Source organism: Exiguobacterium sp. BG5(2022) (assembly GCF_031844365.1).
Lineage (GTDB): Bacteria > Bacillota > Bacilli > Exiguobacteriales > Exiguobacteriaceae > Exiguobacterium > Exiguobacterium profundum.
In genome coordinates this window covers 36,627-55,834 of record NZ_JAUZVB010000003.1, presented here as the reverse complement: position 1 = coordinate 55,834, position 19,208 = coordinate 36,627, and the positions used below count along the sequence as shown (strand labels likewise).

20 protein-coding genes and 1 riboswitch are annotated in these 19,208 nt (G+C 49.8%); of the genes, 3 read left to right on the top strand and 17 right to left on the bottom strand.

Annotated elements, in window-relative coordinates:
• Nucleotides 1-53: 53 nt before the first annotated feature.
• On the bottom strand, nucleotides 54-338 hold the full coding sequence (locus Q9R25_RS12410) for a hypothetical protein (protein ID WP_015880753.1): 285 nt from the start codon (nucleotides 336-338) through the stop codon (nucleotides 54-56).
• Between the two features lie 118 nt (nucleotides 339-456).
• Complete coding sequence (gene ade / locus Q9R25_RS12405) at nucleotides 457-2,166, bottom strand: adenine deaminase (protein WP_311283234.1); 1,710 nt, start codon at nucleotides 2,164-2,166, stop codon at nucleotides 457-459.
• A 119-nt stretch (nucleotides 2,167-2,285) separates the two neighbouring features.
• Here ade and Q9R25_RS12400 point away from each other — a divergent pair, with 119 nt between their 5' ends.
• Nucleotides 2,286-2,822: a gamma carbonic anhydrase family protein gene (locus Q9R25_RS12400; protein ID WP_311283233.1), complete on the top strand. Its 537-nt coding sequence runs from the start codon at nucleotides 2,286-2,288 to the stop codon at nucleotides 2,820-2,822.
• Between the two features lie 109 nt (nucleotides 2,823-2,931).
• A complete protein-coding gene (locus Q9R25_RS12395; RefSeq protein WP_074037801.1) occupies nucleotides 2,932-3,117 on the top strand; it encodes a hypothetical protein in 186 nt (61 codons plus the stop codon).
• Between the two features lie 104 nt (nucleotides 3,118-3,221).
• Here the strand turns inward: Q9R25_RS12395 and Q9R25_RS12390 are convergent, their stop codons facing one another.
• The 11 genes from Q9R25_RS12390 to Q9R25_RS12340 form a co-directional block, all read right to left on the bottom strand.
• Nucleotides 3,222-3,776 carry a nitroreductase family protein gene (locus Q9R25_RS12390; RefSeq protein WP_251028335.1) on the bottom strand — a complete coding sequence of 185 codons (555 nt, stop codon included), beginning with the start codon at nucleotides 3,774-3,776 and terminating at the stop codon, nucleotides 3,222-3,224.
• 94 nt (nucleotides 3,777-3,870) lie between these two features.
• Nucleotides 3,871-5,163 carry a diaminopimelate decarboxylase gene (gene lysA / locus Q9R25_RS12385; protein WP_214689095.1) on the bottom strand — a complete coding sequence of 431 codons (1,293 nt, stop codon included), beginning with the start codon at nucleotides 5,161-5,163 and terminating at the stop codon, nucleotides 3,871-3,873.
• Nucleotides 5,133-6,221 carry an alanine racemase gene (gene alr, locus Q9R25_RS12380; protein ID WP_074037805.1) on the bottom strand — a complete coding sequence of 363 codons (1,089 nt, stop codon included), beginning with the start codon at nucleotides 6,219-6,221 and terminating at the stop codon, nucleotides 5,133-5,135. Before alr ends, lysA begins: the two co-directional genes overlap by 31 nt.
• Nucleotides 6,222-6,235: 14 nt before the next feature.
• Nucleotides 6,236-7,162 (bottom strand): branched-chain amino acid transaminase, encoded by a 927-nt coding sequence (locus Q9R25_RS12375; protein WP_074037806.1) that lies wholly within the window; start codon nucleotides 7,160-7,162, stop codon nucleotides 6,236-6,238.
• 49 nt (nucleotides 7,163-7,211) lie between these two features.
• A complete protein-coding gene (dapD, locus tag Q9R25_RS12370) occupies nucleotides 7,212-7,919 on the bottom strand; it encodes a 2,3,4,5-tetrahydropyridine-2,6-dicarboxylate N-acetyltransferase (protein ID WP_015880745.1) in 708 nt (235 codons plus the stop codon).
• Nucleotides 7,897-8,646 (bottom strand): 4-hydroxy-tetrahydrodipicolinate reductase, encoded by a 750-nt coding sequence (gene dapB, locus Q9R25_RS12365; protein ID WP_311283232.1) that lies wholly within the window; start codon nucleotides 8,644-8,646, stop codon nucleotides 7,897-7,899. Before dapB ends, dapD begins: the two co-directional genes overlap by 23 nt.
• Nucleotides 8,643-9,524, bottom strand: a complete 882-nt coding sequence (gene dapA, locus Q9R25_RS12360; RefSeq protein ID WP_269318393.1) for a 4-hydroxy-tetrahydrodipicolinate synthase — start codon at nucleotides 9,522-9,524, stop codon at nucleotides 8,643-8,645. The genes dapB and dapA overlap by 4 nt, the downstream gene beginning before the upstream one ends.
• Before the next feature lie 12 nt (nucleotides 9,525-9,536).
• On the bottom strand, nucleotides 9,537-10,532 hold the full coding sequence (locus Q9R25_RS12355) for an aspartate-semialdehyde dehydrogenase (protein WP_311283231.1): 996 nt from the start codon (nucleotides 10,530-10,532) through the stop codon (nucleotides 9,537-9,539).
• A 12-nt stretch (nucleotides 10,533-10,544) separates the two neighbouring features.
• A complete protein-coding gene (locus Q9R25_RS12350) occupies nucleotides 10,545-11,744 on the bottom strand; it encodes an aspartate kinase (protein ID WP_078147890.1) in 1,200 nt (399 codons plus the stop codon).
• Nucleotides 11,745-11,858: 114 nt separating this feature from the next.
• A riboswitch (Lysine riboswitch) is annotated at nucleotides 11,859-12,038 on the bottom strand.
• A 77-nt stretch (nucleotides 12,039-12,115) separates the two neighbouring features.
• On the bottom strand, nucleotides 12,116-12,544 hold the full coding sequence (locus tag Q9R25_RS12345; RefSeq protein WP_311283230.1) for a GNAT family N-acetyltransferase: 429 nt from the start codon (nucleotides 12,542-12,544) through the stop codon (nucleotides 12,116-12,118).
• Complete coding sequence (locus Q9R25_RS12340) at nucleotides 12,538-13,698, bottom strand: alanyl-tRNA editing protein (protein ID WP_311283229.1); 1,161 nt, start codon at nucleotides 13,696-13,698, stop codon at nucleotides 12,538-12,540. The genes Q9R25_RS12345 and Q9R25_RS12340 overlap by 7 nt, the downstream gene beginning before the upstream one ends.
• A 95-nt stretch (nucleotides 13,699-13,793) precedes the next feature.
• Between Q9R25_RS12340 and Q9R25_RS12335 the strand changes: the two genes are divergently transcribed.
• Nucleotides 13,794-14,522, top strand: coding sequence for a GntR family transcriptional regulator (locus tag Q9R25_RS12335; protein WP_159563504.1), 729 nt, complete (start codon nucleotides 13,794-13,796; stop codon nucleotides 14,520-14,522).
• Nucleotides 14,523-14,550: 28 nt separating this feature from the next.
• On the opposite strand, the gene Q9R25_RS12330 is transcribed toward Q9R25_RS12335, so the two are convergent.
• From Q9R25_RS12330 to Q9R25_RS12315, 4 genes are all read right to left on the bottom strand, one after another.
• Entirely contained in the window at nucleotides 14,551-15,654 is a 1,104-nt protein-coding gene (locus tag Q9R25_RS12330; protein ID WP_074037814.1) for an LCP family protein, read from the bottom strand.
• A 150-nt stretch (nucleotides 15,655-15,804) separates the two neighbouring features.
• Entirely contained in the window at nucleotides 15,805-16,569 is a 765-nt protein-coding gene (gene nagB / locus Q9R25_RS12325; protein WP_159563503.1) for a glucosamine-6-phosphate deaminase, read from the bottom strand.
• On the bottom strand, nucleotides 16,566-17,714 hold the full coding sequence (gene nagA, locus Q9R25_RS12320; RefSeq protein ID WP_311283228.1) for an N-acetylglucosamine-6-phosphate deacetylase: 1,149 nt from the start codon (nucleotides 17,712-17,714) through the stop codon (nucleotides 16,566-16,568). The genes nagB and nagA overlap by 4 nt, the downstream gene beginning before the upstream one ends.
• A 119-nt stretch (nucleotides 17,715-17,833) precedes the next feature.
• Complete coding sequence (locus Q9R25_RS12315; RefSeq protein WP_211781723.1) at nucleotides 17,834-19,192, bottom strand: MATE family efflux transporter; 1,359 nt, start codon at nucleotides 19,190-19,192, stop codon at nucleotides 17,834-17,836.
• Between the last annotated feature and the right edge of the window lie 16 nt (nucleotides 19,193-19,208).

Genomic DNA, 19,208 nt, shown 5'->3' with positions numbered 1-19,208 from the left:
CACGAATATTCATTTAAAGTTACGTCTAAATTATCACAGGTTGGTGTCACATATCAATAGTTTTTTTCATCACGAATGATTCGCTTCAAGACAGCGAGTGCTTCTTGGTCATTCGTTTCCACCGCTTTAAAGAAGTCGTTGAAGAAGTGATACAACACGAATCGGTCAGCGTGAGACTTCGTCTGTTCTTTAATCGTAGAGAAAATGAGTCGTCGTAAACGACGTTTTGTCTGAGTTTCTTCTGGTAGTTCTTCGCATCGGTCCTTGAAAGCACGATATACAGAATTGATCAATTCCTCATGTTCATCATACGACCGATTGTAAGCAACTTGTTCCATCTGTAATATCCCCCCTTTCAATGTTGACCCGATGAAACTTGACGTAACTATACCAACTTCCCGTCACGCATTCAATCGTTATCGGCGGTTCTTAACAAAAATCATACGTTAGACCGAGTCAAGCGTTGATGAATGAGAACGTGGTCACGTCGAACAATCCCATATCGGTCAATTTCAAGTCAGGAATGACCGGTAAGGCGAGGAAGGACATCGTCAAATACGGATTGAAATGACGATGGGCTCCCACGACATCTAGCGCATCATTGAGCTGTTCCAGAATCTCTGCCACTTCACGATATGGTCGCTTCGTCATCAGTCCACCAATCTCGAGCGGAAGGACAGCAAGCACTTCTCCTTCCGATACGGCGACGACCCCTCCCCCTACTTTTTCAAGCGTTTTCGCCGCGAGCAACATGTCTTCCGGGCTGACCCCGGCGACGACCAAGTTATGGCTGTCATGGGCAACCGTGGCTGCTAGGGCACCTCGTTTCAAGCCGAATCCCGTTACCGGGGCAAGAGCCATATGGCCTGTCCCGTGATGGCGTTCGATGACGGCAAGCGTCGCGATATCCTGCGATAAATCTGCGCCTGATGCGTCTGGTTGGAACGTGAGACGCTGTCGTTTCGTCAACAAGCTGTTCGGAAGCACTTGAATGACATCGATTTCTTCTTCACTTGCGGCAAGTCGGAACGACTCGGCGGTCAATTCGGGTAAAGCGAGCTCACCTTTCATCGGTTTTGGCACTTCAATTCCTTCCGATTCAAACGTCGCATTCCCCTTCTCCGCGACGAGCGTACCATTCACATAGACTTGTTCGATTTTTACCGATTCGACGTCTGACAAGATAACGAAGTTCGCCTTCTTACCAGGTGCGATCGCCCCGACCTCTTTTAATCCATAGGCCTCTGCGGCATGTAGACTTGCGATGGCATAGGCCGTTTCCGGCTTAACCCCTTGCTTGATGGCGGTACGGATGTTGTAGTCGATTCCACCTTCCGCGACCAAGTCATCCAAATGCTTATCATCCGTACAGAAAAGGAAGCGGTGGGCATTGCTTTCCGTAACGGCTAGGCTCACCTTCTCCACGTTTCGAGCAACGGACCCTTCCCGAATTTGAACGTAGAATCCACGTCGCACTCGTTCAATCGCCTCTTCCGCAGTCGTACATTCATGATCCGTCATGATTCCTGCAGAACGATAGACGTTCAATTGGTCTGGGCCAAGTCCCGATGCGTGTCCGTCGACCACTTTACCCGCTTGTTCCGTCTGTGCGATTTTTTGAAGCATGTCTTCACTTCCGGCTTCAACCGAAGGATAATCCATGACTTCACCTAGGCCATGCACCCCTGGATCTCCTAAAAACGGTACCAAATCTTCTGCATACAGTTTTGCGCCCGCATGTTCAAATGGTGTCGCTGGTACACAACTCGGAAGCATCATCCGAACGTCGAGTGGAAGTCCTTTCGCATCTGCTAACATGTACTCAATCCCGAGTGCTCCGTTCACATTCGCAATCTCATGAGGGTCAGCAATCACCGTTGTGACACCAAGTGGTAAGACTGCTTTCGCAAATTCATGCGGGGGGACCATCGATGACTCGATATGGACGTGCGAATCGATAAAGGACGGCGCAAGCGTCCACGTCGGATCGTGATACTCGACCTCTCCATCGTACCCTTCCCCAATAGCCACGATATATCCTGCGTCGATGGCGACGTCTGTACGAATCGTCTCACGACTGTACACGTCAATCACTGCGACGTCTTTAAAGACGACGGCCGCTTTCTTTTTCTTTGCGGCGATGTCAATCAAATGTTGTTTCTCCATCTCTTGATCTCCTTATTCAATGTATTTTAACTATCTTACCAAGAATATTCTTTTCGTTGCAATTTCTTTTTCAAGTTGTGCGACAATGATAACATATCTTTCTGAAAGGGGTTACAACGATGCAATACAAATTAGGAGAGTTGACACCAAAAGTCGATCCGACGACTTATCTTGCACCAGGGGCACACGTGATTGGAGACGTGACCATCGGTGCTCACTCGGGAGTATGGTTCAATACCGTCATCCGTGGAGACGAAGGACCCATTCAAATCGGTTCATACGTCAACATTCAGGATGGTTCGATGATTCATCAATATGAAGGCTCACCGACAATCATTCATGACCGTGTCTCGATTGGCCACATGGCGATGATTCACGGCTGTGAGATTGAAGAAGATTGCTTGATTGGCATGCACGCTACCGTACTCGATGGGGCGAAGATTGGAAAAGGGTCCTTTGTCGCTGCCGGTGCGCTCGTCACACCAAACATGCAAATTCCTGAAGGGGTGATGGTCATGGGCGTCCCAGCAAAAGTCGTTCGTCCATTAAACGATGAAGATTGTTTTATCATGGAGAGAACGGTAAAGAAATATGCCAAGCGTGCCGAACAATATAAGCAGTCGTGCGTTCCAGTTCGCGAAATCCAACAATTGTGAAAGCGTTTACAAGATTCATAAAATGTTAACGTTTCTCTCGAATTTTCTACATAGTTCCTTTGTATACTGAAGTTGTAGCCAAGCTGATGTATTGAAAGGAGCCCACTCTATGTATCCGAACCATGATCAACTCATGCTAGACCTGTATGCCTCGTCCATCAATCCAAGTTATGGCCTTCATATCGATGATTCATTCGATGATGCCCTTCATGGCGCACATCGAGAGGTTTGGGAACGTATGCATTTGGATAATAGTAGAGAAGAAGATTCTAAAAATGGAGGAACGACTGGATGATTCCAACGACTGTGATTCAAGATTGGCTCGCAACAAAATTAAAGCGATAACTGACCGATATATAGATCAAGCGAGCGAAGGGATTCCCCATCGCTCGCTTTTTATTATTCAAACATGATGAGATGCGAATCAATCGGTTGTCGCGCTTTCGGTGTAGGGATATCTTCTGTGTCATATTTCCCGATTTGCAGGAGACCGATAAACGTCTCCCCTTCCGCCCCAATCATTTCCTTCAACCGTGCATCATCAAACAGTCCACCCGTCCGCCAGACCATTCCGATCTCACGTTCACTTAAGAGCAGCTGAACATTTTGAATGAATGTCGCCGTCGCGAGTAACGCGTCACGATTCCCTTTGTCCGTTTCAAAATGTTTTGCCGTCACATACATACAGGTTGCCGCATTTAAAATCCGTCCCGTCACCTTTTCGCGTTGCCCTTCTGACGCCTCCGAGAAGGCTGGTTCGAGTGCATCGAGTAACACTTGCTTCCCATCCCCATTGAACACATACACGTTCCATGGTTCGACTTTATTGTGAAATGGTGCATGATGTGCCGATTGCAACACTTCATAGAGCACTTTCGTATCGATTGGTGCTTCTTTGAACATACGGACCGTACGTCTTTCTTCAATTAGCTTTTGTGCTGCTGTCTTTGTCATGACCGTCACTTCCCCTTTTTTTCTCTTCTCTATCATAATTGAAAAACGTTCTCATTTCAAAATCAAAAAAAAGACTACAGATTGCTCTGCAGTCTTACGTTGATTGTCCAATGACCTCACATGCCACCAAGTCTTCAAACGTTTGGCGACGAACGACAAGTCGATGTGCCCCGTCCTTCACGAAGACAACAGCTGGACGAAGCATCTGGTTATAGTTGCTCGCCATGGAGAAATTGTACGCTCCTGTTGCTTTGACAAGTAATAAATCACCTGGTGTGACAGGGGGGATCAATGAGCGGTTCGAGATGATGTCTCCCGACTCACAGCACGCTCCGACTATTTTTGCCTCGAGCGTCTTCTCTTCATTCATCCGAGTCGCTGCCACGACCTCATACTCCGCGTCATACAATGCCGGACGGATATTGTCCGTCATCCCGCCATCGACAGACACGAATGTACGAACGCCACTCACTTCTTTGACGGTCCCCACCTCATAAAGCGTGGCACCCGCATTGGCGACGAGCCAACGTCCCGGCTCAATCCCGATTTTCGGAAGTGGCAATTCACGTGCCTCGACCTCCTCGACCAACGTCTCCATCACTTGCTCCATCGTCTGGGCAAAATCGAGATATTCGTCTTCATCCAAGTAAGCGACGCCGAATCCCCCGCCGATGTTCAAGACGTCCGTCGTATAGCCGGTTTCCTGACGAATCGTATCCATGAAGCGCACCATCGTCTTCACCGTGTTGATGAAGAGGGTCGGATCTTGAATTTGAGAACCGACGTGACAATGGATTCCCTTCAACTGTAAGTGCTCGGCTTCTAACGTTGCACGAATCGCGTCTAAATACGTGTCGTCATGCGTCGGGAAACCGAATTTTGTATCAACCCCACCCGTTTGAATCGCCGCATGGGCACCCCCGACAACTTGAGGCACAATGCGGAGAAGCACATCGACTTCGCGATTGTATTCAGCCGCAAGTCCTGACAAGAGGCTGATCTCCCGCATATTGTCGATGGTAAAGTGTGTAATCCCCTGTTCGAGAGCATACGTGATGTCAAGAATCGTCTTGTTCGATCCATGGACGTGAATGCGCTCCGCCGGTACACCGGCATGCAGTGCCACGTACATCTCACCCCTTGAGACGACGTCGACACTTAACCCTGCGGCCATCACTTTTTCATAAACGGCCGCAATCGATAATGCTTTTGACGCGTATAACGCATACGTGTTCGGATACTTATCTAGAAACGCATTCTGGACAATTCCAAGGCGACGCTCTAGTTCTGGCTCACTCATGATGTATAAAGGTGTCCCGTACGTCGCTTGAAGTTCACGGACGGACACGCCTTCGATCAAACATTCTGATTGATTGGTGGTGTACATACAATTCCTCCTTCAAAGCGATGTGGGACACGCCACGAACGGGCACAGAGCTGTTCTGAGTTGTTGGCATAGCCAACACGTGTCACGTCATCGATTTTCGTCTCGATTCCATATAATGTGACGCGGTCGCCGATTTGTACGTCTTCGTCGACTTTGATGAAGCTATGGCTCATAAAGATGTTACTGATGAACGGGTATGCTTTCCCCTCGATGTGAACAGGCAAGTGACGTCTCGCCCGCATCAATCCATCCCCATATCCGACAGGTAAGACAGCAATCCGTTCTTTCGATTCCGCGGTATATCCCGTTCCATACCCGACATGAGCCCCCGCTTCGATGTCGTGGACGGCAACCACTTCTGTCTCCCAATAAAACGCAGGTACGAGCCACTCAACCGGCTCAACCGATGAATAACCGTATAAGAAAATACCGACACGCACATGTGTGCAATGGTGCAAGCGCGAGTCGTCTTGAAGCGTGGCCGCACTATTTGCCGCATGGATCAGTTCAAACGTATGACGTTCCATCAAACGTGTCGACCAGTCGGCAAAGCGTTCGACTTGGACGCTATGCTCGACTTCGGCATTGTCCGCATCCGCGAGCGGAAAATGTGTACATAGTCCGACAAGGTTCAATCCTTCATTTTGGCAGAAGGCGACGATCTGTAGCGCTTCTTCAAACGTTTTGGCACCGAATCGGTTCATGCCGACGTCCAATTTCAAATGAAGGCGAACGCCATCGAGATGCTCACGCTGTGAAACGAGCCATTCATACGAGCCGATTGCGACGTCAAATTCATGGGTATGCACGTGTTCCCACGTGTATATCGGATTCATGACGAGGACGCGAGCCGACTCTGCATGCGCTCGCACTTCAATCGCTTCTTCTAACGTGGTCACCATGAAGTGACGGACTCCTTCATCATACAAAGTCGTCACAACTGGCTCCATTCCTAGGTTATAGGCATTGTTTTTCACGACCGCAAACACGGGGCGCCCGAGCGCTTCAATCCGGCGTTTGTTTTCGCGAATCGCATTTAAGTCAATTGTGACTCCCATCGTGCAAAACTCCTTTACTCTGTTACTGCTGATTTCACGAACGTGATCCAATCGCGGTGTTCCGGAAGCTGTCCTGTTACGGCTTCACGATAGCGTGTCAACATTTCTGTCGCAACCGTCTGGACACCTCCACCAATCGAGATATGGTCGACCTCGATGACGCTCGTCACCTCGGCTGCCGTTCCCGTTAAGAAGATTTCATCAGCCACATAGAGCTCATCGCGTCCGATATGGCGCTCGACGATTTCATAACCGGCCTCGCGAGCCAATTGCATCACCGTTTGACGTGTGATGCCATCGAGTACAGAACAGTCAAGGGACGGTGTCGTAATCGTTTTTCCTTTCACGAGGAAGATGTTCGCGACACTCGCCTCACTGACGTTTCCGTTCATATCAAGGGCAATCGCTTCGTCGAATCCGTCACGGAGCGCCTCTCCTTTTAATAGCTGTGAGTTCATATAGTTCGATGCCGCTTTCGCTTGCATTGGCATCATTGTAGAAGACACGCGGCGATACGAGGCCACTTTCGCTCGAATCCCGACCGTCTTGTTAAAATATTCACCGAGCGGCCAACACGAGATGGCAACATGTACCTTCGTCTCAGCAGTCGGCATAAGTGCCTGCCATGGTGTTCCAAGGAAGACGAACGGACGGATGTAGCATGCTTCAAATCCGTTTCGCTCAATCAATTCCATCGTGGCTTGTTCGAGTTCATCTACCGTATACGGTAGCGTGACGTGGTAGTATGCACACGAGCGAACAAGTCGCTCCAAGTGTTCACGTAATCGGAAGATGGCAGGACCTTCCTCCGTGTGATACGCGCGAATCCCTTCAAAGAACCCGCTTCCGTAATGAATCGCGTGTGTCATGATACTCGTGTTTGCGTCAGTCGGCTCAATCCAAGCCCCGTCTTTCCACATCCATTGTCCATACTGTTCCATAATGCAACTCTCCCATTCCTCATTTTTTATATTTTCTGTCTATTATACGTTAGAGAGAGCGTAAGTCATCAACAAGTTGCGTTTTTTCAGAAGTTTTTTCATCTTTCTGTTTGATGATTCGTGCAGGTGTTCCCGCAACGACAACACCTGGAGGGACGTCTTGTGTGACGACACTTCCTGCCGCGACAACTGCGTTTTCACCGACGCGAACGCCCTCTAAGATGACTGCGTTCGCCCCAATCATGACACCATCCTCGATGATGACCGGATCTTTTGAAGGTGGCTCAAGAACCCCTGCGACCACGGCACCTGCGCCAAGGTGAACGTTCTTCCCGAGCGTTCCGCGTGCTCCGATGACAGCGTTCATGTCGACCATCGAACCATCTCCGATGACAGCTCCGATGTTGACGACAGCTCCCATCATGACGACCGCGTTGTTGCCGATTTGAACGTGATCTCGGATGAACGAGCCTGGTTCAATTCGGGCATTGAGTCGTGTCGTATCGAGCATCGGTACAGCACTGTTGCGACGATCATATTCAAGATGAGAATCTGTGATGACCGATGCATTGGCTTCTAAGAATGCCGCAGCGCGTTCTGCCGTCGTCAAAAACAGTTTCGACTCATCCGTTCCGAATGCTTTCGCTTCCTCGATTTCAAGACCCGCCAATTGACCGTTGACGTAAAGCTTAACTGGTGTTTCCTTCTTAGCATCTTTAATATATTGTGCGATTTCATAAGCGTTTGTGAGTAACATGAGTAGCCTCCTCGTATAAGTTCGATAGATTATAAAGTCCTGCCGGGCGATCGATGATCGTTGCCGCAGCGGCAAGGGCCCCGTTTGCAAAGACGCGTTTCGATAACGCAGTATGTTTCAATTCAATCATTTCATCATCTCCGGCGAAGAGCACGGTATGCTCACCGAAGATCGTGCCACCCCGAATGGAATGCATGCCCAACTCTTCGGTAGCACGCGCTTCCCGACGTGACGTTCGTTCGTAAATCGGTGTCACGTCACGCTTCGCTTCGATGGCACGTGCCAATAATTCTGCCGTCCCGCTTGGTGCGTCCACTTTCTTCCGATGATGTGCCTCAATCACTTCAATATCATATCCGAGAGTGAGCGGGACAAGTTGGTCGAGCAACTGTTTCAACAGTGCAATCCCATATGAGGTGTTATAAGACTGAAAGATTGGGATCTCTCGTGAAGCCGTCTCGATCTCGGCCAATTCTTCCGGTGTGAAGCCCGTCGTCGCAATGACGAGCGGAATATTGCGCTCCCGTCCGAACGCGAGTAAATCAGGGAGTAACGCCGGGTTCGAAAAGTCGATCACGACATCGACGGGTACGTCCACCTCATTCAGAGTCGCCGTGTGCTCGTCACTTCCCTGTGAGACGATTGCCGTTACGTTTACACCTTGCGCATGAGCGACCTCTTCGACAATGCGTCCCATTGCGCCAAAACCATGGATGAGAACATTCATTGTCTCACCTCATTGAATTGTTCCATCGCCGATAGTAATTTCGCCTCAGCCGTCGCGCTCATTGGAACGAGCGGCAGACGTGGCGCACCGACTTCAAATCCTCGCGCTTGAAGCGCTGCCTTCACCGGAATCGGATTCACTTCTGCGAAAAGTTCATCGATGACTGGGAGTAAACGAATTTGCCACGTACGTGCTGTCTGCAAATCACCCGCCAATAGGGCGTCTGCCAACGCGACCGTCGCTCCCGGATAGACGTTTGATAAAACGGAGACGACCCCTTGTGCGCCCCAAGCCATGTACGGCAAGATTTGATCGTCATTTCCACAGTAAACGGTGAACCCTTCCGGAATATGGGCCATCATCTGCGCCATGACCGAGATATCCCCACTCGCTTCTTTCAAGGCCGTGATGCGCGGATGTTCCGCGAGCTCACCGACCGTTTCCGGTGCCAAGGCGACACCCGTCCGTGACGGAACATTGTAGAGCATGAGCGGAATCGGTGACGCATCCGCAATCGCAGTAAAGTGAGCAATCAGCCCGACCTGTGTCGACTTGTTATAGTACGGTGTGACGACCATCGCCATCTCCGCACCAAGTTCGGCGGCCCGTTTCGTTTTCTCGATACTGACTGCTGTATTGTTCGAACCGGTCCCCGCGATGATCACGGCTCGACCGTTTGCGACCTCCACCGCTCGAACGAGCAATGTCTCAAACTCGTCATCAGTGATTGTCATCCCTTCGCCGGTCGTCCCACCGATGACGAGACCCGTCACACCTTCTTGGATTTGGTCTTCAATTAATGCCGCCCATGCTTCTAGATTCAACTGCCCATTTTCTTGAAATGGGGTAGCTAGTGCTGTCGCCACTCCTGTGAACATGTCATCTCCTCCTTATTTCGTCGCTGTTTGACTAATCATACATTGTGCGATTTGAACGGCATTCGCTGCCGCCCCTTTTCGGACGTTATCTGCAACGCACCAAAGATGGAACGTATTGGGTTGTGAATCGTCTCGGCGAATTCGTCCGACATACACCTCATCCGTCCCGTTCGTATCGAGCGGTGTCGGATATGTCAATTCGGATGGATTGTCCATTAACACGACCCCTGGTGCATCGGCAAGGACTGCTTTCAGTTCTGCGACCGTCGCATCTCGCTCGAGCGACACCGTGATTGAGACCGCATGACTGTTTCGCACCGGCACCCGGACACAAGTGGCCGTCACCCCGAGGTTTGGCGCATTTAAAATCTTACGTGTCTCATCCATCATCTTCTGTTCTTCTTTCGTGTAGCCATTTTCTTGAAATACATCGATGTGCGGCAACACGTTATCATAAATCGGATACGGATAATTCGTCGGTTCCTCTCCGCGCGCACCGCGCTCGAGGTCATCGATCCCTTTTTGACCCGATCCCGATACCGCTTGATAAGATGTGTACGCGACGCGTGTCAGTCCGTATACTTCCGCTAGAGGCGCGAGCGCCACGACCGATTGAATCGTGGAACAGTTCGGGTTCGCGATGAGCGTTCTCTCCGGACTGAGTTCGACTCGGTTCACTTCCGGTACGATGAGTGGAATTCCTTCTTGCATTCGGAATGCACTTGAATTATCGATGACAATGACTCCTTGCTCACTCAACCGAGGGGCATATTGTTCACTGATGCTCCCACCTGCAGAGAAGAGTGCGATATCGATTGGGTCCGCATAAATCGCATCGGTCAATTCACGAATCACGATCGATTGCCCATTCACCTCGACCGTCTTTCCTGCCGAGCGGGCTGAAGCATAGAGTCTCAATTCGCTGATTGGAAATTCATATTCTGTTAAGACGTCAATCATTTTTTGTCCGACGGCACCTGTCGCACCGACGACTGCTACGTTATACATTATGCTCCCCCCTTATAAGTGGAACCGGGCCGCAATGGCTGCGACTGCCGCTTCTACGTCTTGTTCTTGAATCGTATAGGAAATACTGATTTCAGACGTCGTGACTTGATAGAATGGAATCCCCATCTCACGGAATGTCGCAAAGAGCTCTGATGCGACCCCTGTCGCGTCTCGCATACCGATTCCGACGACAGAAATTTTTGCATGTTCCGTATGACGATCGATTTTGATTTGAGGCAAGGTCGCTGTCAACTCCGCGAGCGCCTCTTCTAAAAACGCCTCTTCATCGAGCGGACATGTGAACGAGAGAAACACTTCGCCGTCGAATGCCGTCTGTGAAATCATATCGATGTTGACGTGTCGCTCTGACAATCGTTCAAAAATGTCTGCGACTCCCGCCGCCGTATGCGGAATATGTTTGATTGAGACACTGAGTACGTTCTTGACGACACTCACACTCGTGACTGCTTTCTGTTCCATCGCTTGCGTCGTATCCATGATCCATGTTCCTCCTTCGCTCGAAAGCGTCTTCCCAACAAAAATATTGACGTCATATTTCTTTGCGAGCTCCACGCTTCGCATCTCCATCACTTTTGAACCGAGTGCACTCATCTCCATCATCTCGTCATAGGAGACCGTATCAAGCCGTTTCGCCGTCGGATGGATTCGTGGGTCCGTCGTATATACACCCGCGACGTCCGTATAAATTTCACAACGCTGACTGAGGACGGCCGCCAGTGCGACGGCTGTCGTGTCCGAACCGCCACGCCCAAGGGTCGTGACGTCTCCCGCTTCATTCACGCCTTGGAATCCGGCGACAATCAGGACGTCGTATTGACGCAACTTCTCGTGTAACACTTCTTTCCGAATCGCTTTGATTTTGCTCTTCGTATGAATGCCCATCGTATCAATCCCGGCTTGCTGTCCTGTTAATGAGATGGCCGGTACGCCTCGCGAGTTCAAGGCGATACTGAGTAGGCTGATGGTCTGTTCTTCTCCAACGGCGAGTAGCCGGTCGAGTTCGCGAATCATCGGGCGATCCGTGATTTGTTTGGCGAGCGACAAGAGCGAATCTGTCGTTTTGCCCATCGCCGATACGACGACGACCAATTTTTCACCGGTCGCCACACGTGTCTGTAAATAGTCCGAAATGGCTTGTATTTGTTCGATTGTGGCAACGGAGCTGCCACCAAATTTCAGTACGGTTGTCATCAAGTTCCCCACTTTCAAGATGTCCACCAACAGAAAAAGCGGCAGACCGGTAGGAAGCACTCTCCCTACGGTCTGCCGCTTGTACGCGCAGTTGAAAAACGATTAAAGAATCGTTCCGTAGATAGCGCTCCATGGTAGTTGACCATGGCAGTGTAGGCGTTATTCACGACTACCCCAGCCTTCATTCACACGCACGTGAACGTCGACTTCGGCGAATTTCCCCTTTCGGCTCGGTCCGGAGTGCGTCCGTTTCAACCAAGCTTACTCATGTCATTCGCAACCTCTATCTGTCAGTTGTTAGTATTAGTTATAACAAAACGAAATCTTCTTGCCAACCTTTTTTTAGAAAAATGGGATATTTCAAAAAAAGATTACCATGTTTTTCGCATCATGCGGTGCGGGATATTGGCATCCAAAAACTCATCTCCGAACGCCTCGTACCCGAGCTTTTCATAAAACGGAAGCGCCGTCAGTTGTGCACCCAATCGTAGTTCAACCAACCCTTGACGTTTCGCGACACGTTCAACTTCAATCATAATGTCTTTCCCATATCCATGGCCCCGGGCCGATTGAATCGTCGCCACTCGCTCCACTTTTCCGACAGTCGAGTCGACTGGACGAAGACGCGCTGTCGTCACAGGTTCGAAGTCAAGGAGCCCGACCACATGTGTACACATATCGTCTAAATCATCGTATTCTAAACTCGCATCGATTCCTTGTTCCTGAACGAATACGATCTCCCGCACTTGTTTGGCCTGTTCAATCAACGCTGCTTCGTTTCCCGATTGAATGATCAACATGGTAAAACTCCTTCCTGCAATCGTTTCACGATTTCTTCGATTCCCTTTTCTAGTTCCGCTACGGATGTGAAACGCGCTTGGGCCTGCTTATGGCTTCCACCGCCACGACCGATTTTCATCTCTTGGAGCGCCGCTTTCAAGAATGTGCCGACGGCGATATCCTGTGTCCCGTCATGCATGACGAACAATTTCTGCGTTCCATAGTTAGCGCCAACGGCAATTCGTCCTGTTGCTGCGATTCGTTCGATGATGGCGGTCGTCAACGTTTCCGCTTCTGTTCTCCCGACATGTAAGGCCACATAGTTATCTTCTTTCAACACGGCCTCCACTTTCGCTTTGGCAATCCGTTCTTCGAGCGTTTTGATTTCTTTTTCACGTTCCAAACGAATCGTATGTTCTTCGATTACACGGGCTGCCACGGATTCATTCGTTGTCGAGAATGTATGGTGAATCGTCCGCAACGCTGCTCGCGCTTGTTGAGTCGCCTTGATCGCTCGACTTCCCGCCACATACGTCAAGCGGAGATTCCCCCTCACTTTCTTCATCGCCGTCACATGGATGGTACCGAGTTGTCCCGTTGTCTCCACATGAGTGCCACCACATGCATTGTAATCTAGACCTTCGATTTCGACGATGCGAATCATCCCCGTTCGGTCCGTCTCTTTCCGTAAGCGCGCCCGGTCTACTTCTTCTTTTGGGATTTCATAGACACGAATCGGACGGTTTTCAAAGATGACTTGTTGCATCTCTTGTTCAAGTGCCTCAACGTGCACCCAGTCCATCGTTGCCGTTTCAATCTCAATAGATGAATCGGTCTCTCCGATTCCAAAGCTGAGCGTCCGAATGCCATGACGGTCTTCCAAAATCGCCGTTATCACATGTTGAGCAGTATGCTGGATGGAATGATCCCGTCTGACGTCCTCATCGATTCGAACCTCTATCGTCGTGCCCGCTGGTAATGATTCTGACAAGAGATGCCATACTTCCCCGTCCTTGATTTGTACGTCCAGTACAGGATGCGTCCCAATCCATCCACGGTCAGCCGGTTGTCCCCCACCTTCCGCATAAAACGGGCTGTTCTCGAGTGTGTGCCAATGACCTTTGCCATCTTCCTTTATTGAGGTCACGACTGTACTTGCTGTATATGGTTCCATCTTGTCCTCCACCTTCTCTCTATAATCTGTTCAGACAACTAGTTTAATTTCGTCTATAATGAAACATACATCTTCTCAGTCAGGAGCGAAATGATATGTTAGAAATCGATAAACAATCTCCGTTACCTATTTATTATCAAATTGAAGCGTACTTAAAGCAACAAATTGATGACGGATTGTTAAAACCAGGAGACACCTTGCCTTCAGAGCGTGAATTTTCCGAGCAATTTCACGTCAGTCGGATGACGATTCGTCAAGCCATCATGAACCTCGTCAACGCCGGTTACTTGAGCCGTCAAAAAGGAAGAGGCACGTTCGTCGCGAGTCAGAAGATTGCGATGACGTTATCGGGACTGACGAGTTTTTCCGAGGAAATCAAACATCGAGGCATGCGACCGCTCAGCCGTCTCTTGTCATACGAGGTCATTCCGGCAACGGATCGCATCGCGCAGCAACTGAGCATCCCAAATCAAACACCGGTTTATGAAATGAAACGGCTACGACTCGCCGATGATCACCCACTTGCGCTCGAAACCGCCTATATTCCCGTTCATTTATTGCCTGACCTGACGCAAGATGACGCGACGGGATCGATTTATGCTTATGCCGAACAGCATGGCTTACGCCTGAAAAATGCAACACAAACACTCGAAGCCCGGAGCGCCGGTCCAGAAGAAGCCAAGCTCCTCACCATTTCTCCGAACGCACCGGTATTGCTGATTGACCAGCGAACTTATCTCGAGAACGGTGACATGTTCGAGTATAGTCGTTCACTCTTTCGCGGAGATTCATACTCCTTGACCGTCGCCATGGACCGCATATAAAAAAAGTTTGCCCGAGGGCAAACTTTTTTTATTGAGCTTCGTACGTTACCCCGCTCGGGTCTAACGTATACGACTCGAGTTCTGTATCGGACATCGGCTCGACACGATTACCGGCGTCCGCTTGTTGTACACGATAGCGTACTTCTTCAAGAAGCGGTTCGTTCAAGAAATAGTAGAAGTGTCCGTCATCTGCCCGGGCACCTTCTCCAGTCAATTGATATTGCACCGTATTGTGAAGCGCGCCAACATCTTCAATTAAACGCATATAGTCATTCGGGCCAAGTGTCGTCTGCATGTTGTCGCCGACGGCTTTCAAGACCTTATCGTAATTGTTTAGGAGTGAAGTGCCGAGTGATTGTTCGAGCACGGCATTGATGACTTCCATCTGGCGTTGTCCACGACCGATGTCCCCACGTGGATCATCGTATCGATTTCGAACGTAGGCAAGTGCCTCTTCACCAGAAAGCTGTTGAAGTCCTTGTTCGATTTGAACTGTCTCACGTGACGCATCGTAACTGTTTTGTTGTGATGAGAACGGAACATCAATCTCAACGCCACCTACAGCATCAATGAAATCAACGAACCCTTGGAAGTTGAGCGAGACGACATGGTCGATTTCAACACCGACTAAATCTTCGATCGTGTTCGTCGCCATCCGCATCCCGTTGTTTGGATTCGATTCATCCATCGAACCAAAGTAGTAAGCGTGTGTGATCTTATCTTGGTCAAGTCCCGTCTTGCCATAAGGAATGTTATATCCCGTGTAGTCAATATTGACATACGAGTCACGCGGGATACTGAGCATCGTCGTCTGCTTTTCTTTCTTGTTTAAAATGACGACAATCATAACGTCCGATCGTCCAAACTCGCCACGCGCTTTCTTCTGTGGCGAAAGGTCTGTCCCTAAAACCAAGAACGTCTCCGTATCTTCTTTATCATAACGAGTCGGCTCAACCGTCGGGTCATCCTCTAATGTGACTTGGGTGCCTGACAACATATTGTGGGCTTTGTAAAACGCTGTACCGTAAATGCTAGATCCAGCAATAATCGCAATCAGCACGAGGGCACTAAATATCTTATAAAACGCAGACGGACCTGTGCGCTGTCTGCGAGCATGTGTTCTAGAATTCATATCGGTCTCCTTCGAGTCAAAATAATGAGCTTCACTCATTATAGAGGAAAGCGAGAAATTTGTCGAAAACGTTTTGATGACAAATTCATTTCTTTACATTTTCCCATAGTTGAACATAGAAAAACCCGCGGAGATGACTCCGCAGGTCCGTTAATCCCGAATGGTAAAAAATCGTGTTGCCGCTTCTTGTCCACGGGCTTGTAAGGATTCCGCACAGTGTGATGCCGCCGCCTCGTCGAGTACGACTGTCACACCAGGATGGGCCTGAAGGATCGTGGCCGGCCAGTCGACCGTCGGTACGCTCTCAATCATGTGCTGCACCGCTTCCGCTTTCCGCTCCCCTGTCGCGACTAGGACGATTTCACGTGCGTTCATGATTGTATCGAGCCCCATCGTGATGGCGTGTGTCGGTACATCTTCTAACCGATCAAAGAATCGACGATTGGCTTCCCGAGTAGACTCCGTGAGTTCGGTCACATGTGTCTTCGCATCGAGCGCTGTACCCGGTTCATTGAAGGCGATATGCCCATTCTCACCAATCCCTAAAAGCTGTAAATCGACACCGAGTGTCCGAACAAGTTCTTCATAACGTGAAGCTTCCACTTCCGGGTCCGGCGCGTCCCCTTGAGGGAGGTGACTTTGTTTGAATGGTACCTCATCGAAGAGTCGATCTTTCATGAAGCGGTTATAACTTTGAGGATGTTCGGGCGATAATCCGATGTATTCATCTAAATTGACGCTCGTCACGTGGCTACAGTCGAGCGCGTCCTGTTTAAACATTTGATACATTCCGACCGGTGTGCTACCGGTTGCGAGACCGAGTACGAAGTCATGTTTCCCTGAAATCCGTTCTTTGATTAGCGTATAGGCGATTCGTTCCGCATCGTTCGCCGTCTTTGCGACTAGTACATTCATCTTTGTTCCTCCCGTTCATATACGATTCGACCTTTAACAAAAGTCATCTGAACATGTGTCGTGTCATCCCAAACGACAAGGTCTGCATCAAACCCCGATTTGATGTCTCCTTTTGTCGTCAATCCGAATTCTTTGGCCACATTCGTCGAAGTCATTTTGACCGCTTCTTCCACCGTACATCCCGTATATGCCTGAATGTTTCGGAAGGCAGCATCCATCGTCAACACACTGCCCGCCAGGTTTCCGGCTTGAAGTCGCGCAGCCCCGTCCGCTACGATGACCGGTTGACCGCCAAGCTCATATTGTCCGTCCGGAAGTCCTTTTGCTCGCATCGCATCCGTGATGACGACAAGTTCATCTGCTCCTTTTAAGCGAAACGCGAAGTCGACCATCTCCGGACGACTATGGATCCCATCCGGAATGATTTCCGCGATGACCCCACCCTCTAAGAGACAATACCCAACCGTTCCGGGTTCTCGATGGTGCAATCCACGCATTTGGTTATAAAGATGCGTCCCATGTTTGACGCCCGCCTGCTTGTTCTCTTCAAATGTCGCACTCGTATGGCCCGCCGAACCGATTGCACCGGTTTCGCGAAGAACAGCTTCAAACTCACGTGCACCTGGACGTTCCGGTGCATAAGTGACAAGACGGATATGACCGCCGGCAAGCTCTTGCCATTTCCGGAACTGCTCGGCATCCGGGTCGATAATATATTCTGCCGGTTGTGCCCCAGCCATCTCCACGTTGACAAATGGACCTTCCAAGTGGATTCCGATGAGTGTCGTATCCTGCGCTTCGATGACATTTCGGACTGCCTTCAATGCATGCTCAATCGCTTCTTTTGACTGCGTGATCGTCGTCGCGAAAAAGGACGTGACACCTTCCTGTAGCATGTCGTTACTCAATCGTCGAAGTTTTGATTCATCCGCATCCATCGTATCGACTTCATATCCCCCATGGATATGCACATCGATGAGACCCGGTGTCACGAGCGCTCCAGCGACATCAATCACAGGCTCATCCTGTTGTTCAAACTGGTCCATCGATCCAATCTCATCAATCGTTTGACCATTCCATCTGATATATCCACGTTCCCATGTTTGTTCTGCTGACACGATACGAGCATTGATCAATGTCCCCATCGGTTCACCACTCCTTTTTGTTTTCCTCCATGTTATCATATCGGATAAAAGTATAGTTGTATAGACCAATTTTAAATAAATAAAAGATTGTTCACATTTGCGAACAATCTTCTCCTTTTTTATGTCGATTGAACCGTCCCGTAGCGCCGGACAATCCATACTAACCGGAGGAATAACAAGACCGCTCCGGCTGCGAGCCCGGCAATCAAGCCAATCCAATAACCGTCTGGTCCAAATCCGGCGTGTTCTGCCAAGACATACCCGAGTGGTAAACCGATGACCCAATAAGCGACGAGTGAAAGGACGAGCGTGATGTTGACGTCTTTAAAGCCACGTAATATCCCTTGGATCGGTGCCGCGACAGCATCTGACAGTTGGAAGAATACAGCGAAGATCATAAAGTGAGCTGCAAGGTCCACGACCGTCGGATCATTCGTATAAATAGCCGCGACCCGTTCGTTTTGCCAAAACAAAAAAGCACCGGAAAAGATAGAAACACCGAGACAGAGCGCGAGCCCGATTTTTGCATAGCGGACGGCATCCTGCAGTCGTTTCGCGCCAAGCTCATACCCCACGACGATCGTCAATGCGCTCGATGCTGAGAGTGGCAACATGTAAACAAACGAAGCGAAGTTAATCGCCGCTTGGTGAGCCGCGACGATTTGGTCACCGTATGAACTGAGCAATACCGTGACCGCCGCAAAGATGCTGACTTCTGCGAAAATGGCGAGCCCGATTGGCGTCCCAAGTTGTAACAGCTCTTTTTGTCGGAGCCAGACCATTCGTTCGGTCGTCCGTAAAAACTTGTATTCGCGGAATGGCTTCCCGTTTCTCACGAAGAAGAAGGCCATGAAGAAGAGTAGCCAGTAAGTGATGCTTGAGGCGATTCCCGCTCCAACTCCGCCGTACGCCGGCACCCCCAGTTTTCCGAAGATGAAGATGTAATTTAATCCGACATTAATGGGTAACCCTAATAGTATGAGGATCATCGAGACTCGCGTCTTGCCCAAGGCATCCATGAGCGTGCGTAGCACATTGAACAGGAACATCGGCAAGACACCGAATCCAAGGGCAAGCAAGTATTGCGTCGCGATTCGTTTCCCTTCTACACTGAGCCCCATGCTCTCGATTGCCATCGGCACAAGGAATGAACCCAACGTCAGCGTGATTACGCTTAGCATGATGGCTAAATAGATACCTTGAAACAAGGTTCGTTGAATCTGTTGACGGTCTCGCGCACCAAGCGCTTGCGAAACGATCGGGGCCACCGCCAGCAAGATTCCACTCAGTCCGGTATACACCGGCATCCACAAGCTTGAACCGACTCCGACACCTGCCAAATCGACGGCACCCGCCCGTCCGGACATGACGGTATCAAAAAAGCTAATCAAATAAAAAGACACTTGCGTGACTAAAATTGGAAAGAAAATCGTGAAGAACAGTTTGATTTTTTCGTTTAATGAATGTGTTTGGTACATGGACAACCCTCATCTC

Excerpts from the sequence above, each read along its gene's own strand:
- Q9R25_RS12345 (WP_311283230.1), bottom strand. The coding sequence starts at position 12,544 with ATGTTGATCATTCAATCGGGAAACGAAGCAGCGTTGATTGAACAGGCC.
- Q9R25_RS12340 (WP_311283229.1), bottom strand. The coding sequence starts at position 13,698 with ATGGAACCATATACAGCAAGTACAGTCGTGACCTCAATAAAGGAAGAT.
- dapA (WP_269318393.1), bottom strand. The coding sequence starts at position 9,524 with ATGTTCACAGGAGTGGCGACAGCACTAGCTACCCCATTTCAAGAAAAT.
- alr (WP_074037805.1), bottom strand. The coding sequence starts at position 6,221 with ATGGGAGTCACAATTGACTTAAATGCGATTCGCGAAAACAAACGCCGG.
- Q9R25_RS12315 (WP_211781723.1), bottom strand. The coding sequence starts at position 19,192 with ATGTACCAAACACATTCATTAAACGAAAAAATCAAACTGTTCTTCACG.
- dapB (WP_311283232.1), bottom strand. The coding sequence starts at position 8,646 with ATGAATGTTCTCATCCATGGTTTTGGCGCAATGGGACGCATTGTCGAA.
- ade (WP_311283234.1), bottom strand. The coding sequence starts at position 2,166 with ATGGAGAAACAACATTTGATTGACATCGCCGCAAAGAAAAAGAAAGCG.
- lysA (WP_214689095.1), bottom strand. The coding sequence starts at position 5,163 with ATGTACACCACCAATCAATCAGAATGTTTGATCGAAGGCGTGTCCGTC.
- Q9R25_RS12410 (WP_015880753.1), bottom strand. The coding sequence starts at position 338 with ATGGAACAAGTTGCTTACAATCGGTCGTATGATGAACATGAGGAATTG.
- Q9R25_RS12395 (WP_074037801.1), top strand. The coding sequence starts at position 2,932 with ATGTATCCGAACCATGATCAACTCATGCTAGACCTGTATGCCTCGTCC.
- Q9R25_RS12330 (WP_074037814.1), bottom strand. The coding sequence starts at position 15,654 with ATGAATTCTAGAACACATGCTCGCAGACAGCGCACAGGTCCGTCTGCG.
- Q9R25_RS12335 (WP_159563504.1), top strand. The coding sequence starts at position 13,794 with ATGTTAGAAATCGATAAACAATCTCCGTTACCTATTTATTATCAAATT.
- nagA (WP_311283228.1), bottom strand. The coding sequence starts at position 17,714 with ATGGGGACATTGATCAATGCTCGTATCGTGTCAGCAGAACAAACATGG.
- Q9R25_RS12375 (WP_074037806.1), bottom strand. The coding sequence starts at position 7,162 with ATGGAACAGTATGGACAATGGATGTGGAAAGACGGGGCTTGGATTGAG.
- dapD (WP_015880745.1), bottom strand. The coding sequence starts at position 7,919 with ATGTTACTCACAAACGCTTATGAAATCGCACAATATATTAAAGATGCT.
- Q9R25_RS12350 (WP_078147890.1), bottom strand. The coding sequence starts at position 11,744 with ATGACAACCGTACTGAAATTTGGTGGCAGCTCCGTTGCCACAATCGAA.
- nagB (WP_159563503.1), bottom strand. The coding sequence starts at position 16,569 with ATGAATGTACTAGTCGCAAAGACGGCGAACGATGCGGAACGAATCGCC.
- Q9R25_RS12355 (WP_311283231.1), bottom strand. The coding sequence starts at position 10,532 with ATGTATAACGTAGCAGTCGTCGGTGCGACAGGTGCCGTCGGACAAAAA.
- Q9R25_RS12390 (WP_251028335.1), bottom strand. The coding sequence starts at position 3,776 with ATGACAAAGACAGCAGCACAAAAGCTAATTGAAGAAAGACGTACGGTC.
- Q9R25_RS12400 (WP_311283233.1), top strand. The coding sequence starts at position 2,286 with ATGCAATACAAATTAGGAGAGTTGACACCAAAAGTCGATCCGACGACT.